At 37.5% G+C, this 14,796-nt stretch carries 18 protein-coding genes, 1 tRNA gene, 2 pseudogenes and 1 other annotated feature; of the genes and pseudogenes, 5 read left to right on the plus strand and 16 right to left on the minus strand.

The genetic code is table 11. The features are described 5' to 3' along the window. Nucleotides 1-51: 51 nt before the first annotated feature. On the plus strand, nucleotides 52-345 hold the full coding sequence (locus MKL51_RS12735) for a hypothetical protein (RefSeq protein WP_000741665.1): 294 nt from the start codon (nucleotides 52-54) through the stop codon (nucleotides 343-345). A gap of 63 nt (nucleotides 346-408) precedes the next feature. Here the strand turns inward: MKL51_RS12735 and MKL51_RS12740 are convergent, their stop codons facing one another. The 5 genes from MKL51_RS12740 to MKL51_RS12760 all read right to left on the minus strand — a co-directional run bounded on the left by MKL51_RS12740 (nucleotide 409) and on the right by MKL51_RS12760 (nucleotide 4,264). Then, on the minus strand, nucleotides 409-687 hold the full coding sequence (locus tag MKL51_RS12740; RefSeq protein ID WP_000146944.1) for a hypothetical protein: 279 nt from the start codon (nucleotides 685-687) through the stop codon (nucleotides 409-411). A gap of 34 nt (nucleotides 688-721) precedes the next feature. Further along, nucleotides 722-1,291, minus strand: a complete 570-nt coding sequence (locus tag MKL51_RS12745; protein ID WP_270904328.1) for a LysM peptidoglycan-binding domain-containing protein — start codon at nucleotides 1,289-1,291, stop codon at nucleotides 722-724. Nucleotides 1,292-1,684: 393 nt separating this feature from the next. After that, a complete protein-coding gene (locus tag MKL51_RS12750) occupies nucleotides 1,685-2,485 on the minus strand; it encodes a hypothetical protein (RefSeq protein WP_002125709.1) in 801 nt (266 codons plus the stop codon). Nucleotides 2,486-2,925: 440 nt separating this feature from the next. Beyond that, a complete protein-coding gene (locus MKL51_RS12755) occupies nucleotides 2,926-3,351 on the minus strand; it encodes a hypothetical protein (RefSeq protein WP_000960557.1) in 426 nt (141 codons plus the stop codon). A gap of 730 nt (nucleotides 3,352-4,081) precedes the next feature. Further along, nucleotides 4,082-4,264: a hypothetical protein gene (locus MKL51_RS12760; RefSeq protein WP_223235332.1), complete on the minus strand. Its 183-nt coding sequence runs from the start codon at nucleotides 4,262-4,264 to the stop codon at nucleotides 4,082-4,084. 1,350 nt (nucleotides 4,265-5,614) lie between these two features. Here MKL51_RS12760 and MKL51_RS12765 point away from each other — a divergent pair. Next, on the plus strand, nucleotides 5,615-5,944 hold the full coding sequence (locus MKL51_RS12765) for a hypothetical protein (protein ID WP_002123631.1): 330 nt from the start codon (nucleotides 5,615-5,617) through the stop codon (nucleotides 5,942-5,944). Nucleotides 5,945-6,034: 90 nt separating this feature from the next. Then, a complete protein-coding gene (locus tag MKL51_RS12770; RefSeq protein WP_227552546.1) occupies nucleotides 6,035-6,235 on the plus strand; it encodes a hypothetical protein in 201 nt (66 codons plus the stop codon). A 14-nt stretch (nucleotides 6,236-6,249) separates the two neighbouring features. On the opposite strand, the gene MKL51_RS12775 is transcribed toward MKL51_RS12770, so the two are convergent. From MKL51_RS12775 to MKL51_RS12795, 5 genes are all read right to left on the minus strand, one after another. Next, on the minus strand, nucleotides 6,250-6,765 hold the full coding sequence (locus tag MKL51_RS12775; protein WP_002123634.1) for a hypothetical protein: 516 nt from the start codon (nucleotides 6,763-6,765) through the stop codon (nucleotides 6,250-6,252). After that, nucleotides 6,752-6,925, minus strand: a complete 174-nt coding sequence (locus MKL51_RS12780; RefSeq protein WP_002123623.1) for a hypothetical protein — start codon at nucleotides 6,923-6,925, stop codon at nucleotides 6,752-6,754. The genes MKL51_RS12775 and MKL51_RS12780 overlap by 14 nt, the downstream gene beginning before the upstream one ends. 344 nt (nucleotides 6,926-7,269) lie before the next feature. Next, complete coding sequence (locus tag MKL51_RS12785; protein WP_004832969.1) at nucleotides 7,270-7,521, minus strand: hypothetical protein; 252 nt, start codon at nucleotides 7,519-7,521, stop codon at nucleotides 7,270-7,272. A gap of 194 nt (nucleotides 7,522-7,715) precedes the next feature. Next, nucleotides 7,716-7,791: transfer RNA gene (locus MKL51_RS12790), tRNA-Asn, on the minus strand. A 113-nt stretch (nucleotides 7,792-7,904) separates the two neighbouring features. Next, nucleotides 7,905-9,124 (minus strand): IS3 family transposase gene (locus tag MKL51_RS12795; protein ID WP_107908566.1). Its coding sequence is split into 2 segments (ribosomal slippage): nucleotides 7,905-8,848 and nucleotides 8,848-9,124, totalling 1,221 coding nucleotides; the frame shifts between segments, so codons are not numbered across the junction. After that, nucleotides 8,733-8,849, minus strand: a sequence feature (AL1L pseudoknot). Its footprint overlaps the gene before it by 117 nt. 356 nt (nucleotides 9,125-9,480) lie before the next feature. Here MKL51_RS12795 and MKL51_RS12800 point away from each other — a divergent pair. Further along, nucleotides 9,481-9,690 carry a helix-turn-helix domain-containing protein gene (locus MKL51_RS12800; RefSeq protein ID WP_002123499.1) on the plus strand — a complete coding sequence of 70 codons (210 nt, stop codon included), beginning with the start codon at nucleotides 9,481-9,483 and terminating at the stop codon, nucleotides 9,688-9,690. A gap of 201 nt (nucleotides 9,691-9,891) precedes the next feature. On the opposite strand, the gene tatC is transcribed toward MKL51_RS12800, so the two are convergent. From tatC to tatA, 3 genes are read right to left on the minus strand one after another with little or no spacing between them, the layout of a single operon-like run. Beyond that, nucleotides 9,892-10,659 carry a twin-arginine translocase subunit TatC gene (gene tatC, locus MKL51_RS12805; RefSeq protein WP_002123494.1) on the minus strand — a complete coding sequence of 256 codons (768 nt, stop codon included), beginning with the start codon at nucleotides 10,657-10,659 and terminating at the stop codon, nucleotides 9,892-9,894. Further along, nucleotides 10,660-11,004 (minus strand): Sec-independent protein translocase protein TatB, encoded by a 345-nt coding sequence (tatB, locus tag MKL51_RS12810; RefSeq protein WP_002123497.1) that lies wholly within the window; start codon nucleotides 11,002-11,004, stop codon nucleotides 10,660-10,662. It abuts the gene before it with no gap. Nucleotides 11,005-11,037: 33 nt separating this feature from the next. Further along, nucleotides 11,038-11,265, minus strand: coding sequence for a Sec-independent protein translocase subunit TatA (gene tatA, locus MKL51_RS12815; RefSeq protein WP_002123495.1), 228 nt, complete (start codon nucleotides 11,263-11,265; stop codon nucleotides 11,038-11,040). A gap of 231 nt (nucleotides 11,266-11,496) precedes the next feature. Here tatA and MKL51_RS12820 point away from each other — a divergent pair, with 231 nt between their 5' ends. Continuing rightward, nucleotides 11,497-11,979, plus strand: coding sequence for a hypothetical protein (locus tag MKL51_RS12820; RefSeq protein WP_004740156.1), 483 nt, complete (start codon nucleotides 11,497-11,499; stop codon nucleotides 11,977-11,979). 102 nt (nucleotides 11,980-12,081) lie between these two features. Here the strand turns inward: MKL51_RS12820 and MKL51_RS12825 are convergent, their stop codons facing one another. The 3 genes and pseudogenes from MKL51_RS12825 to MKL51_RS12835 form a co-directional block, all read right to left on the minus strand. Further along, nucleotides 12,082-13,689: a hypothetical protein gene (locus MKL51_RS12825; RefSeq protein ID WP_005130205.1), complete on the minus strand. Its 1,608-nt coding sequence runs from the start codon at nucleotides 13,687-13,689 to the stop codon at nucleotides 12,082-12,084. Nucleotides 13,690-14,045: 356 nt separating this feature from the next. Further along, nucleotides 14,046-14,309: pseudogene (locus MKL51_RS12830) on the minus strand (ATP-binding protein); the annotation flags it as partial. 52 nt (nucleotides 14,310-14,361) lie between these two features. Next, nucleotides 14,362-14,796, minus strand: a pseudogene (locus MKL51_RS12835) (IS5-like element ISAba13 family transposase); the annotation flags it as partial.

Raw genomic sequence — 14,796 nt, forward strand, 5'->3', positions numbered from 1 at the left:
AACTATAATATGCAAGTTTTAATTTTCATCAAATTTTAATTGGAGCAAATAATGGCAGCTACTAACTCTTCCAAATTTTATAAAGAAAAAGGTTTAGTTCGAACATCCATCACTTTGCGTCCAGAGACAATCCAGACCTTAGAAAATATGGCAAAACAGCATAAACTCACTCAAGGCGAGATTGTTGACGCTTTTGCACGTTTGCTTGAAAGTGGCAATCTGTCTGATCAGCTTTTCGGTGTGCATATTGAAGCCATTCGCGAAGAAAAGATTGCTGAAAAAGAGCGTAGGAAGGAATTGAAGAAAAAAGCGCTAGAGTTAATTAAATCTGGCCAAGTGCAGTAAGAAATGCCTCAAGTGATATATGGGGCATTAATTTATTCGGAATATCATAGGTAATTAAAAAGCTTAGCTCAATAAATTGTAGCCCAAATATTTTTTCAGCTTGTTCAATACGCGACAAAATATCTTTACTTGATCGGGAGTTAAATTAAGTTTGCCCAAAAGTAATCTAAAATTTCTACTATCGAGCTGGTTTGAAGCCCAAAGCAATGTAGCGGCTTTATTTTCGCCGAATTCGTAAAGACGATCTATTTTTTCGTTAATATAAGAATTATCTAAACCCTGTTCTTCCAGAATTTCGATAATGTGGTAAGCAACATAATTTAAATCATCCTTTGAAGCCATCTTTTCCCTCTTTACTTGGTCAAATAGCTTAAAGCTAATAAGAACTAACGAAATCGTTGAACTTAATAATTTCCTTATAAACGTTTCTCTTGCAACTGGCCATCGGGTCATAAGGCTTGGTCATATTCGGATTATTGCATGACATGTTGGCCACGATCGCATAGGTTCCCTTCCCATAAGGCTCCTTAGAAACCTTTACGATGATCTCGCCAGTGAACTCGCGCGGAGCGTATGTTTCGATTAATACGTTATTTGAACTTCTGATCTTGTAATCAGCGTATTTACTCACCCACAAATGAGCAGCTTCCATTTTCTTGACACATTCTTCTTTGCTTGAGCACGTTGGTCGGGTCTTTGCAATCGCAGCCAGATATTCGTCCTTATTCATCTTTTTCATGATTGCCAGCTTTTGCCCAACATAAACAGTTGGTGGATCAGGGAGATCATTGTCTTCTGCCAGCTTTGCCCACGTGGTCCCGTTACGCTTGGCTATATCATTTAATGATTCGCTCGGTTTCACGGTGTACTCGGCGAACAGGCCCTCCCCTTCTGCCATTGCATTTGAACAAACTAAAATCAAAGTAGCCAAAAAAAATCTTTTCATATTGATCCTTAAATATTATTAGAAAGTCGTCCTGAAAAGAATAATGGACATGGCGTACTGGGACAAGGATAAGTGTATGGATTTAAGCGGCGCAAGGGTAAAGTATTTGTTATATAGGCCTGGTGGTGAAAGGGTGTTTGGAAAATGGTCGCGATTGACACAGGCTATGCACCCGACACATTCGCATTTTTTCTAGGACTTCGATATTAATATATAAAGAAATATAGTAATCACTTACTATATTTCTTTATCTTTGCATGTTCACTTATTACGCTTGTTATCTTGTCTCATAATTAACACAGCGATTAATAGTTTATGTTCGTTGCTAATCATGTTCTTACTCTCTATTAGAGTGATATTAGTAAGTGCTTACTAATATCACTGATTACTAAATTATGCGCTTGCTTGTTTTTCGCTTAACTCTTTCTTAATGTCATGCTGTACGCGCTCTAATTCTTGTTGTGTATTCTCTTTCATTTGCAAGAATGACAATACTGCTTCAATAAACTGAGAATTTTCATTGAACGTTATTTCACTGTCTTTTACAGACTTCACAACGTTACAGATATTAAGCGCTCTCAGTGTCATACGTGAGCTAGACGCTTGTGATGATGCTGTACTGTGCGCAGATAAATAATACTGTCTTACTTTCTTTTCATGCGACTGTGCGCGTATTTCAGTAGTGCAGCATAAACGACATTCATTAACCGTAAGTGAACCGTACTGTAATAAGTTTAGCAAGATTGACATTGTGTAACCGTCTAGCTTGCGTCTGTCGTTTTCAGCGATAGCTGTAATCGCTTGAAAGATTTTTCTAATGACTTTCACTTGTACAAAGTCAATGTGTGATTTATCAGTGTGAGCGATGATTGTTGCTAGATCTGATAAATCAAACTTAGCTTTTTGAAGCGTGTCTATTTTTGTAAGCATAGAGCGTGAGCATGCTTCTCTTAAGTCACTGAATAACGTGCTTGATATTTTTTGTTCTGTCTCAAGCTTGTTATTCATACGGTTTATGATCGCGTTTGCTATATCAAGCTGTACTGCTACTGCTTTGCTCGTTACTTTCTGCTGTCTTGCATACGCTTTTATCGTCTCTTGATCTATAACTATTGCATTACGTGCTTCATGAGCTGAAAAATTAACGTCTGCAAAGATGTTTAGAGTTTCTGTGTTTTTAACTTGTGCATTCATGATTTTTGACCTTTTGTTAGTAAGCTTTATTGCTTGATTAAATATTAGTGCAAATAAAAATTTGATGCAAGTTTTTATTTGATTGTTTGTTTTTTAGTGGAATAAAAATTCAATCGAAATTTTCATTAATAAAAAACTTGCACTAATAAATAAACTCCGCTATTCGCGTGCGTGCGCGTTTCATCTATATGCTTTATACAGACATTCTCTAGGCATGCATTGGGTTGTTTGCTGGCGGTTTTTCTTGAGGTTCAGGCGCGCACCCGGTAGTGATTAGAGTCCTAGGTCTGCCTTGGTTGTTAAAGATAAGAAGGTGGCATTCCAAGGAGCTGCTAGGCGCTCTTTGGTTATATAGATGCGTGGCGCTTGGTTATAAAAATAGGATGTCGGCCAAAGTTTTGATTTTTTTTGGTGGGCTGTTTTGGAATATTAGGATGAGCCTATGCCCATCCTACCGCTTCATTAAGATTTGAGTCATAGGCATGACCAGTCTCAATATCTATAAACATGAGATTGGTACGCTCGAAATCTTCCCGCTCATCTTCATAGGCGGTTTTCTCATCATAATTTACCGCAGCATCATAAATATCACCGACCGCTACACCAATGGCATCAATGATGCTTTGATCTATGGATGAAAGGTCGGCATCCGTTTCAATCCCATATTCGCTGCCGATATCATCACTGAGTTTATAGCGGGTAAATTTCGGTTCTACCTGTTTGCCCTGCAATAATGAAAGAATCACGACAAAACCGTTGTCTAGCCCAATCTTTTGCGCTTGGTTCGCTGATATAAAGCCCCATTGAGCTAATTTACCTTTACTTGCAAGGCGACGAATTTTAAGCATTTTCCGCTTAACCAGCATAATTACTCCTTGTTTATTTAGTTGAAGAAAATATTAGCAAGAAGAAATAGGTGTAACAAAATTTAGTTAATGTAAGTTTGCATTTCACTAATTCATGTATTTAGGAGGGGAAATTTAATTTTCAATATGCGCGCCCGCGAATTTTTATACCCAGCATAAAAAAAGCCCGACCTAGAGGATAGTCGGGCAAAGGAGGTTTTCAGACGCAGAGTTGTTGTAAGTTATGTTAATTCGATAGATTTGGAATTCTAAGGAAATGTTTTTAATTTTTCAAATTCCATATTCTATATTTTGGTATGCCCTTTTCTTACAGCGGAAACCACTAACGTTAAGGAACGCCCCCCCAAACCCCCCCATAGAATTTTGCCTCATAAATCTTGGAGAGAGTTTGGGGAGACGTAACCTAACCTAGCCAATTTCCACCACAAGAAAAGGAACTTTTCTTTACAGTGCAAACCACTGACACGGTATAAGCCACGACCCCCATCAAGCAAATCGCGTCGGGGAGAAAATCTCAACCCGAAACCCATTTGTCAGAAGTATAGTAAGCGCTCACTAGATTGTAAACCCCCTAGGCATGCCTGATTTATCCATTTTATGCCTTGGTATGCCGTGGTACAGCGTCAAAAAGCCAACTTTACGCTGGCAATGGAATAACTTTAAATTTTCGAACACCAATACCGCTAATTTCAATCATTAGCGCGTAATTCAGGATGAATAAATAACATGATTACTTATCCTCTTTCCAAAGACTGTTGTGATTCACATGTCTGCCCAAATCAATCAGCTTTTGCATATCCTCTATAGATAGACCGTGATAACGTGCAAATGCATCAACGCTTAAAAAGTCGTTGTAATACTGAATATAGAGGTCGTTAAGGCGTGTAGTGATTGCATTAACCATCTCGCTCATTAGCTCGTTTTGTTTTATAGGCATGACTGTAAAACTCTATGTGTACTTAGATGCATAACAGTGTATAGAGATAGAGCAGGAAACAAAGCTAGAAAACTAAAAATCCATTTATATAGCTGTGTAGATAGATTTCTATATTTCTACATAAGTGCCTAGGCATGCATATTGGAATATGGCGATGTGTGGCGATTGGTGCATTGCCTCAACCCTAGATAGAGAGGTGCAGGTATAATAGTGGTATGGGTGAAGCTGGAAGTGGAGCTGTTCGGCTTACCTATGTGCGCCGTGGTGTGCTTGGTTATAAAAATAAGAATGTCGCCCGAAGTTTTGATTTTTATATTTCCTGTTGGTCAAAGGAATGGCTAGGTAGACGATTGATTGAAACACACAATTCTTTGGCTCACTCCGTTCGCCTTTCTTTTGCCATCTTATCTTTCTACTACATGTGTATTATCCTCTATCTCTATCCTTATACCTGTGTCACTATCTACATATCTATATAGATAAATAATTAGCTATTTTCTTTATTACTGATCTATCTCTATCTACGCTTACCTATGCCTATCCGTATAGTATTATTGTTATCTATCTATATAGATTTCTACATTAATAGATAGTTATACATGCTTTTTATCTCTATCTGATTGGCTTTTTATATTGATAGTTTTCTACATTTCTATATAGATAGATTGCTTGTATATTTACTCGAACTATATATCTATATGGATTTCTATATTTCTATAAGTATTGGTGTATAAGTGTTTGCCAATATTTGTTTTTATCTCTATCACTTCTTATACGTTTGAGGATTTTATTAAGCCGCGCATCTATATCTCTACGCTTACCGAGACTTGGGTGTACTTGGGTATTCCGAGAGTTTTCGAATATATAAATATATCTTCTTAGAACATTCTTATATTACTTATTCTCGGAAATGTAGGCGCGGTTCACTTGGGTTTTTAGAGATTCTTCTCATGTATCTTTCAAACCGACATAAATGCTATCGTATTTCTTCACGGTTTCGCGTATTTCGCATTTTAGAACTTAAGATGATTGCTTTTATATCTTGCGCTTAAAGTTGCTTAAAACGCTCTAAAAAAGCGAAATAGAGTAGAGTTATAAAAACGATTAATTCACACCAAAATCAGCTTTAATTGCCTGAAGGAAAATGCCTAAGTATTAATTTGGAAAAATGCCTTAAAAATCAAATGCCTATAATTGAATTTCTGTGTTTGTTGTTGGCTTGTGGACTTATGTTGTTGATTAGCCTGATTTTTAACAAATTTTGCCTGTTTTTAAGCTATTTGGGGTTACTATAATGGGCATATGTCTTAAATGAGTCTCTAATACATGCTTACTGTATTTATTGTTTTAGTTGCCTTGTTTGTTATAGCACTAATGGTTAAGACGCATAACGAGAGAAATAAGGCGGCAAGATTAAGCCGACTTTCATTGAAAGCATCTGAGGCTTTGGTAAATGCATCTATGCATAAGATGAGACTTGCCTCAATGTCTCCAGAAGAGGCTTTTATTGAAACTCTAACCGATGAAGAACGTGAAATATATTTCAGCCTCACAACTGCACTTGAGAAATTAACTTTTAAGGTTGATATTGCAGGTAACAGAATTAAGAAACAAAGCAATGGCGTTAAACAGATCAACAAACTACTAAATGCTTAAAATTATAAATATGCCTTTTGTATTTTTGGAATTGTCGCTACTAATCAAATTGAACAAATGAGGTGACTTATGTTGATCATGATTGTTGGAATGGTGCTGGTAGCGTTATCTGTCTACCGCGGTGTTGCCCTGAGTAAGTATTTACATAGCCCGTCGGTATCGCACTCAACCAGTAGTCTGTATATGCAGGAGATGGTGGTCACGCGAATTAAACAGGCTTGGTATTGTGTTGTAGGTTTTACAGGATCAACAATGATTGCGATGGGAGTGGGGTTAACTTGGTTCATTTAAAATAAAAGGCTAGCTTATTGCGAGCCTTTCTTTTCTTCATTGTATTGATCGCCTTGTTTTCTATAGGCATCAATTTTCTTTCGAATTTGCTTCATGGCAGCATCATTGAATTTTACTCTTGGATCTTGTTCACCAAATAAATCATCATGAATAGCCATAAAGCGAATACTTGCCACTTTCATTTCGTGACCATCGGGATGTACTTGGTCAGTATCTTCAAAAGTTATAACAAGTAAAGGATCGTACTCGCCTTTAACAACGCGGGCGTGATACATATTTAGATAGTATGGAACAGAATTTCGTACAGAAGCCATGTTTTTGATTCTACCGTAGCGTCTATCGCTATCTTCTATGTATATATCGATGTAACCTTGCTCTCGCCAAAGCTCGATTAGGTTAAAGATGTCTTCTTCGTAATCCTCAATGTCTTCAATAGTGAAGCCTATATGTTGACTGATTACGAAGAATAGGTCGTGCAATTCTGCGTGGGAGATGTATTTTCTTTCGAGTTGTTGATCAGGTTGTGGCATCCCTTTTCGTGCGTTCCTTGGCCGCTTGAAAGGCTCTGCGAAGGTTGCGTCTTGTTTCTTCAGGTGTGCTGCCAGTGATTTTTGTACCACCGAAGCCTTCACCCATGCGAACAAGTTCAACAATTGCAGGGTTTACGTTTTGGTTACTCATCTTGTTCATAACTTTTCTCCATGAGGAGACTGTTGTTAAGAGATGGCTTACAAATATAAATTTGTGCCATTTCGCTTTATAGCTTTAATAAACCGCTTAAATAGTCGGTTGTTTAGTAAATCCAGAAGGCTGCAACCTTATTGATTCACTTATGCATAAACGCATATTGATAATAAATTTCTATCGGTCGACCCAGAAATTTCTAAGTTTGCATCGTTTATTTTATGCTTTTACGCATAATTTGCAATAGCGAATATTTCAAAATGAAACTATCCCTATCTAAATTAGAAATGAAATTTCTATGTAGAAATGTAGATATATAGAAATCTACAGATATTTTAAGCCATTAATTTTTAATGTTTATATGTGAATTTTTCTTTTAAGACTTCAAAACAATCTTGATCAATTTCTTGTTTTTGATGATTAAACTTAAAAACATAATGTTGACCGTTCTTTTCATATTTAGCAAAACCGCAACTTACTTGGATGTGAATAGATTCGTTTGTTTCATCTTTATCCATTTTGTGAGTAACAGAAGCACCTTTTCGCTCATACGCCAGCAAATCAAAGAATTTAGCCATCGGTGTTCTTTCGTTTGGTGTCATTTTGAGTCTTACTAAATAATGGTGCAGGGCAAGATGTGATCTGCATATCAATCCGTTGATCATCCACGCCCTAAACAAACTATCGGCTTGCTTAAGGTTAGATTGACTGGTTGCCAGTTATTCCCCTGCATGGGCAACTCCGCGCGACATTAATAAATGTTTTGACTAATAAAGTCTCATCAGGCACGGTTGAATGGCTGCCTAGAATGGGCTCGAACCAGTGACCAACGGATTAACAGTCCGCTGCTCTACCTACTGAGCTACTACGCAATATAGTTATATAATTATATGGATTTATAACTACTTATCTATATAGAAATATAGAAATCTAAATAGATAAAAAATGAACCATACCGGGTTTGCCGGAGACCTTTTTATTTAAGTTAGGCCACCTGACCTAACGGGTTAATCTTATCATAGTACATTGCTTCAAACTCAAAAGGCGATACATAACCCAGTGCACTGTGTACACGCTTTTTTTTGAACCAATCTACCCAGTTTAGTGTCGCAAGTTGTACATCTGCTAAACCTTGCCAATCTGCTTTTAGATATTCAATCACCTCTGTTTTGTATAAGCCATTCACCGTTTCAGCCAAAGCATTATCGTATGAATCACCATTCGTACCGACTGATGCTCGTAAATTTGCTGCTTCTAAACGATGGGTATAACGAATGGAAAGATATTGCACACCTCTGTCGGAATGATGAATCACATTCTTTGGCATGCCTCGATCATGCAATGCTTGCTCTAATGCATCGAGCACTATATCTGTATTCATTCGTGTAGATACTTTCCAGCCAACAATTGCTCGTGAGAACACATCAATAATAAAGGCGGTATAGACCCAGCCTGAATGAGTTTGAATATACGTAAAGTCACTGACCCACAGTTGGTCAGGATGATCAGCAGTAAAATTACGTTTCACTAAATCATCTGCTCGTTTTTGGTCATCTCGGCTACGGGTGGTTTGTTTGTTCTTACCTCGCCAAACACCTTGTATACCTAGCTTTTTCATTAATCGAGCAACAGTACAGCGTGCAATAACATAACCTTCACGTTTCAGTTGTTGCCAAACTTTACGTACACCATATCGACCTGAACTTTCTTTCCAAATTCGTTTAATTTGTTCAGCATGATGCAAATCATGTAGATCTCGCTTTGCTCGATGTTCTGGGTTTTCAGCAATATCTAGTGTTCGATAATAGGTAGAAGCTGAGATCGGTAAAATCCTACAAATCGCCTCAACACCATATAACGCCTTATTGTTATGGATGAAATCCACCATTATTTGTGTGGGCGGTCGAGCTCCGCCTGGGCGAAAAAAGCGGCTGCTTTACGCAGAATTTCATTGGCACGCTTTAATTCTTTGATTTCACGTTCCATTTGCTTCATTTTTTCTTGATCAGAGATCTGTTGTACTTTGATAGGATTTTGCTCATCTAAATGCTTTTGATGCCAAGCACGAAGTGTTTCAGGAGTACAACCAATCTTAGGCGCAATAGCTGTGATCGCAGCCCAATTAGATGGATAGTCTTTTTCAGATTCAATCAATAATTGAACCGCTCTTTCTCTGATTTCAGGGGTATATTTTAATTTGGTCATCGGAACATTCTCTCAGAATACTGAGTCTCCGACAAACCCGGTACGGTTCATGATGTAGATTCTGATACATCTACTTCTAAGTACTTGCACCTTACTAAAACTCGCAATCCCACATACATCAGTCGCCGATGTTGTTTAGTTTTAGATTTTTTACCAATGATCATTTTTTCCCAAAAATGTTTAGCCTGCCAATTTTTAATTTCATAATTTGTAAAGATGTCCATAAACTCATTGTAAAAAGGTAGATGTACGGAATTTTTCATAATGGACTGCCCAGCAAATAAAAGAGGATTATAGTCCGTGGATTTATAGTCCTCAATTACTGATATTACTGTTTTTTATACTTTCCAGTAAAAATGACAGCGTTAGCAGTAAAGATTGGGAAAATTATTCGTCAGAAAAGAACCGAATCAAGCATTACTCAAGAATCATTAGCTTTAAAATGTGAAATAGATCGTAGCTATTTAGGGCGTATCGAACGTGGAGAAGTCAATCTGACAGTAGATAAGCTGTATCAAATCGCACAGGTTTTACAAATTAGCCCCAAAGACTTATTACCAGATTAAAATAGTTTTTTGAACGACACATTTAGTCGCAGAACCTATTATTTTTCTGATTGGCTTAGTTTTAGAATTTTTGTTTTGCCAAGTACTTCCTGTACTTTAAAATCATCATGCAAAACTTTATACAGAGCCTAAACAATAGAAATTCAGCCATGAATGGCACAACTAGCTTACTAGTTCTACCACTCATACTTTGACTTACAATTAAGCAGTTTGTGGCGTTTTGGACTTTTCGATAAAACGCCCAAACATCAACCCAATCTCAAAAAGTAGCCACATCGGAATCGCCAACATTACCATACTAAGAGCGTCTGGTGGCGTAATAAACATCGAAACAAAGAAACAGCCAACAATCACATAACGTCGATTTCGAGTCAGTGTTTCCACGGAAACTAAGTTCACCAAAATCAATAATAATGTCGCTACAGGCACTTCAAAAGTTACCCCAAAGACCAAAAATAATTTCAAGCAAAAACTCAGATAGCTATTAATATCAGTCATTGGTGCAACTGCCTCGGGTGCTGCATGTAAGAAAAATGCCAACACTGCAGGTAAAGTTATAAAGTACGCAAACGAGATACCAACATAAAATAATACAATACTTGATACGAGCAATGGTACTGCAATACGTTTTTCTTGCTTATACAAAGCTGGCGTGATGAAAAGCCAAATCTGGTACAGAATGTATGGCATCACCACGATTACTGCGATAAAAAAGCTGAGCTTAAATGGTGCCATAAATGTCGTGGTAATATCCGTGGCAATCATGGTCGCATCTGCAGGAAGCTGTAAACGCAAAGGCTTTGAAAGCACTTCATACAAGTCATTGGCAAATGGAATCATGCTAAAGAATGCGGCAAAAACCGCAATCAATATCCGCATCAAGTATTTACGCAGTTCAATCACATGCGACATCAATGGCATAGACTGCAACGGCTGATCACTTTGTTGAGTTTGTGAAGAAGCCATCATCTACTCTCCTATACTTTGTGCAGGTTGTTGAGCAGCTGGATTACTTTGCCCTTGTTGCGCTTTTGTACTCGCAATATCTTCAGCACTCTTTCTCATTTCAACCAACTGCTGTTGCATATCTCGTTCTACTGCACGGATTTGATCAAGTTCACGCTGAACTTGTTCTTTCATCTCGAGCAGATTGAGCTCCTTCTCAATATCGTGCTGCACGCTATGCATTAAGCGTCGAGCTTTTCCATACCATCGCCCTACTGTACGCATTGCTTGTGGTAACTTGTCAGGACCAAGCACCACAATAGCGACAATACCAAACAGTAAGATTTCACTAAATCCCATATCTAACATTGGTTAAACCACCTTTATGCCAAATGATGAAAATTACTTTTGCGTATGTGACGCATCTCGAACGGTATGACTAGACACATCAATCACCGAAGTATCTTCGGCAAGTAGTTTTTGATCTTGATCTTCATTTTTTACTGAATCTTTAAAATCCTTAACCGCACCACCTAGGTCACGACCCAGCCCTTTGAGCTTCGATGTACCAAAAAGCAAAACAACAATAATCAAGAACAATAAAATATGCCAAATTGATAGACCTGCCATTTCACAACCCTCACCTAAACAAAAAAATAACTTAAAATAAATACTACACCAAAGAACTTAAAAATAAATAAAAAATTAAAAATAAATTATTGTGTCGTCAAATTTTAATCAACCATTATCAGGAAAATTAATTCACACTTTTATTTTACAAGTCTTTATCTAAAACATATAGTAACTGATGCTTATTGAGCTTAACTACAGCTTTAGCTGTATACAATCGAGGATCAACGCATGAACAATACAATACTTACCACCTTATTATTTGCTTTATTATCATTAAGTTGTGCAAAGGCAAGCGATAGTGGCATATCACACAACACAAAGTACACGACTACTAAAAGCAGTATTATAGACAGCCAAAACCCTCCGAAAAACAATCAATCAGAAGGATATTCAAAAGCATATGAAAGGTGCATATCAGACCACAAACAAGGATTCAACCTTGCAGTAGATTGTACGCAAAAAGAATTGGAAGATATTAATAATAAAATAAATAAAATAAATAAAATATTAGATAATAAAAAACCTCACATAAATAAAAAAAGCATTCAATCTAAATATGAAAATTATGAAAGAATGATGTGCAATGATTTAATGAATACATCAAAATTGACTAAATCCAGCTCAATCACACGATCGCAGTGCAAACTTTCACTTCGTCAAAACTATTTAGATAATTTACAAAATATACTTTCACCACAGCGACTAGAATAACCACCAGAACAATAACTGAAACGGTGTTACCCCACTGTGGTTGAGATCAAAAACTGAGCTCAACCACGCATCTTATAAATTCCCAAAACGAATCAAGCAAATTTATGCAACAGCCGCTTCACAGTTTTCAGACTTCATTGCAGTGACTGTTTCTTGCGTCTTCAAGGTGTCAGTCACATCAACAGGCAAACTCCAAACCCGAACATTGGCTGAATTAATCTCATCAGTAATTGATGGCATCCCTGAATAACGTTCTGGATAAGTAAAATCTGTGCTGTTATCAACTGAAATCATCGTTGTAGATTGTCTTGAGCCATCAGCGGTCGTTCCAAGTGCAGGTAATGACAGAAGGTATGGTGCCCCTATTCGCTTATCATAAAAAATTTGCGAAACATTACTAAAATACTCATATTTGACTTGATATGGGTTTTGATTACTACCTTGAATACCATCATTATGAATGGCGTACTGTACCGTTGAAGCATCTTGATAGTTTTTTGCAACTAGACCAATACCAGCAGAGATTACAAAATCCAATTTAAACTCGGTATTTTTTAGCTGTGCCATGCGATACTTATCTGTAGTCGTACTGGCAACTGCGTAGTCCAAACAAATATTTATCCCAAATGGCAAGCCTTCAATTAGTTCATTATTAAATGTGGTGTCCAATAATTGACGACCATAATCATCAAAGGCTTGAACTTTATCAGACGAAACTCGCTGGATTTTTACCACCAGCTTTTCCTCTCCATTTAAAGTACAAACATGTGCATAGTTCTCCAGATCAGGATTACTGGCATTATTACCAAGTTCATCCCCTCGATCACATCTTCTATCACCAATGAAGTCAATCCAAGACACAGTGCGTTTTGGCCAAACCATATATGCAGGGCGCTGATGCTCATCATTTAAAGACAGATTATGCACACATACCAAATGGTTCGTTGCTTCTAATATTGGATTTTTATCGGTGCTGGCATCACTACCATCTTTGTTAAAAATATTTACTGATGGCTTTAACACTGCGATAGTTCCTGGGAGAAGTACCAGTTTTCCATAATCACATTCAGGAAACTTAGCAATCAAACTACGGACTTTCTGTGTGACGAGTTCTAAAAATAAATCTGCAACTACCAAGACTTCATCCGTATTCAAAAAATCAGTCCAAGGCACATTCCAATAAAATTCTGGAGCAGTAAAAAAGGTGACATCATAGTCTTGTGGTGGGCGCTCAGCAAAAGCAGTCAACATCCCTCGGTACAACAATACAAAACGATGATCGACCGAGCGCTTGACATAATCTACGATACTTTCCCAAGCCGTTTCAGTACCATCTTTATTGGTCACCAAAACTGAACCTGCTGTACCTTTACTTACTTTGCGACGTGCACGTAATTGCGCAAAAGAATTATATTCAAAGTTATAGATCCCCACATTCATTTTCACCGCATCTGGACTAATGATCGGCTCAGTACCTTGTTCGGGCTCAGTCTTTTCGCCTTGATCTGGAATTTGCGGTGTTGTATCTGGGTCAAACGGTGCAATCGGTATCACCACATCCGACTCAACCTCACCACCACCTCCGCCGCCACCACAGCCCGTAAGCATGGATACCGCAGGCAAGGTCATTCCCCCAATCAAAATAGAGCGTCGAGTCAAGGGAGTATTTAAAATTGATTTTTGTAGGTTCACTTGTGGCTGTGCCATCATCATTTCCTCTAGGTTGGATTAAAACCGCCTAGATAAATACAATATCTATACCAATTTTATAAAATATGTAGAAATTATGAAGAACTTTGATTTTTTGAGCAAATAATCGCCGAAAATGATATTTATTGGTTTTTCTCTAATTTTGATAATACTCATGCTTTATGTACTTAAAATTTATTTTAATTCTGTTTTTATAACGCCCCCATATGATGCAACTAAGTTCATAGATGAACTAAAATATCACTACCCGAGCAACATTAATGCCACAATAGAATTCGAACCGATTCTCCCGCAATGGCTATTGTCGTTACTTCCATTTCAATGCGGTAATCCTCCTGTTTTTTCAGCACACATCAAACATCACTTAAGTCTATTCTCAAGATTTTTTTATTTGAATCATAGAAATCATCGATTTTTTCTACAAGTGTTGGTAGGCCTTTGGATTGAAAAACAAATTTAAAGGTATTAGAGGTTGTTATTCCATGAATTCTTGATACTAAGGCAAGACAATAACTAAAACTTTGCTGATCTTCTCCCCATATACCATCCGATTTTGGTGGCCAGACACATTCCTCACGAATTTGTTTACTAAGCTTTAAAGGATTAAATGGTGTTGAAGGGGCTTTGTTGCACAAAGATTTAAAAGTTAAGACTTCTCATATCTACTCAAATTTAAGTGACAACTCGGGTATGTGGTCTGCCTAAGTCCGTAAATTTATTTAATACTGCCATACGTGCATGAATCTCATTGACTTGGCTTTGAAAATTTCTCGCACTGAGTTTATCCCCCAATAATTTGATGCAATGCATCTTGGTTTCAACCAAACTTCGCCGATGATAGCCTGACCATTTCTTCCAAATAGTTCTTCCTAAACGTTTAACTGTTCGAAGCAACTCATTGCGTTCTAGCGAGCTCATCTTTTTATCTTTCCATGGCTTCGCATTTTTTCTTGGTGGAATCACTGCATGTGCTTGCCGATCCGCAATGACCTGTCGGCACTGTTTGGTATCATAAGCTCCATCGGTATAGACGGAGTCAACTCTCTCATCTTGTGGAATCTGATCGAGTAAATCACCAAGTACCTGTGAATCACTCACATTGTTGGT

The sequence above is a fragment of the Acinetobacter sp. AOR18_HL genome (genome assembly GCF_027855145.1).
Taxonomy (GTDB): Bacteria; Pseudomonadota; Gammaproteobacteria; order Pseudomonadales; family Moraxellaceae; genus Acinetobacter; species Acinetobacter pittii.

What these genes read in the sequence shown, in the direction of transcription:
- MKL51_RS12780 (WP_002123623.1), bottom strand. Translation starts at nt 6,925, where the DNA reads ATGAACAAGATGAGTAACCAAAACGTAAACCCTGCAATTGTTGAACTT.
- MKL51_RS12770 (WP_227552546.1), top strand. Translation starts at nt 6,035, where the DNA reads ATGGTGCTGGTAGCGTTATCTGTCTACCGCGGTGTTGCCCTGAGTAAG.
- MKL51_RS12775 (WP_002123634.1), bottom strand. Translation starts at nt 6,765, where the DNA reads ATGCCACAACCTGATCAACAACTCGAAAGAAAATACATCTCCCACGCA.
- MKL51_RS12820 (WP_004740156.1), top strand. Translation starts at nt 11,497, where the DNA reads ATGAACAATACAATACTTACCACCTTATTATTTGCTTTATTATCATTA.
- MKL51_RS12740 (WP_000146944.1), bottom strand. Translation starts at nt 687, where the DNA reads ATGGCTTCAAAGGATGATTTAAATTATGTTGCTTACCACATTATCGAA.
- tatA (WP_002123495.1), bottom strand. Translation starts at nt 11,265, where the DNA reads ATGGCAGGTCTATCAATTTGGCATATTTTATTGTTCTTGATTATTGTT.
- MKL51_RS12800 (WP_002123499.1), top strand. Translation starts at nt 9,481, where the DNA reads ATGACAGCGTTAGCAGTAAAGATTGGGAAAATTATTCGTCAGAAAAGA.
- MKL51_RS12760 (WP_223235332.1), bottom strand. Translation starts at nt 4,264, where the DNA reads ATGAGCGAGATGGTTAATGCAATCACTACACGCCTTAACGACCTCTAT.
- MKL51_RS12755 (WP_000960557.1), bottom strand. Translation starts at nt 3,351, where the DNA reads ATGCTGGTTAAGCGGAAAATGCTTAAAATTCGTCGCCTTGCAAGTAAA.
- MKL51_RS12785 (WP_004832969.1), bottom strand. Translation starts at nt 7,521, where the DNA reads ATGACACCAAACGAAAGAACACCGATGGCTAAATTCTTTGATTTGCTG.
- MKL51_RS12735 (WP_000741665.1), top strand. Translation starts at nt 52, where the DNA reads ATGGCAGCTACTAACTCTTCCAAATTTTATAAAGAAAAAGGTTTAGTT.
- MKL51_RS12825 (WP_005130205.1), bottom strand. Translation starts at nt 13,689, where the DNA reads ATGATGGCACAGCCACAAGTGAACCTACAAAAATCAATTTTAAATACT.
- tatB (WP_002123497.1), bottom strand. Translation starts at nt 11,004, where the DNA reads ATGTTAGATATGGGATTTAGTGAAATCTTACTGTTTGGTATTGTCGCT.
- MKL51_RS12765 (WP_002123631.1), top strand. Translation starts at nt 5,615, where the DNA reads ATGCTTACTGTATTTATTGTTTTAGTTGCCTTGTTTGTTATAGCACTA.
- tatC (WP_002123494.1), bottom strand. Translation starts at nt 10,659, where the DNA reads ATGATGGCTTCTTCACAAACTCAACAAAGTGATCAGCCGTTGCAGTCT.
- MKL51_RS12750 (WP_002125709.1), bottom strand. Translation starts at nt 2,485, where the DNA reads ATGAATGCACAAGTTAAAAACACAGAAACTCTAAACATCTTTGCAGAC.
- MKL51_RS12745 (WP_270904328.1), bottom strand. Translation starts at nt 1,291, where the DNA reads ATGAAAAGATTTTTTTTGGCTACTTTGATTTTAGTTTGTTCAAATGCA.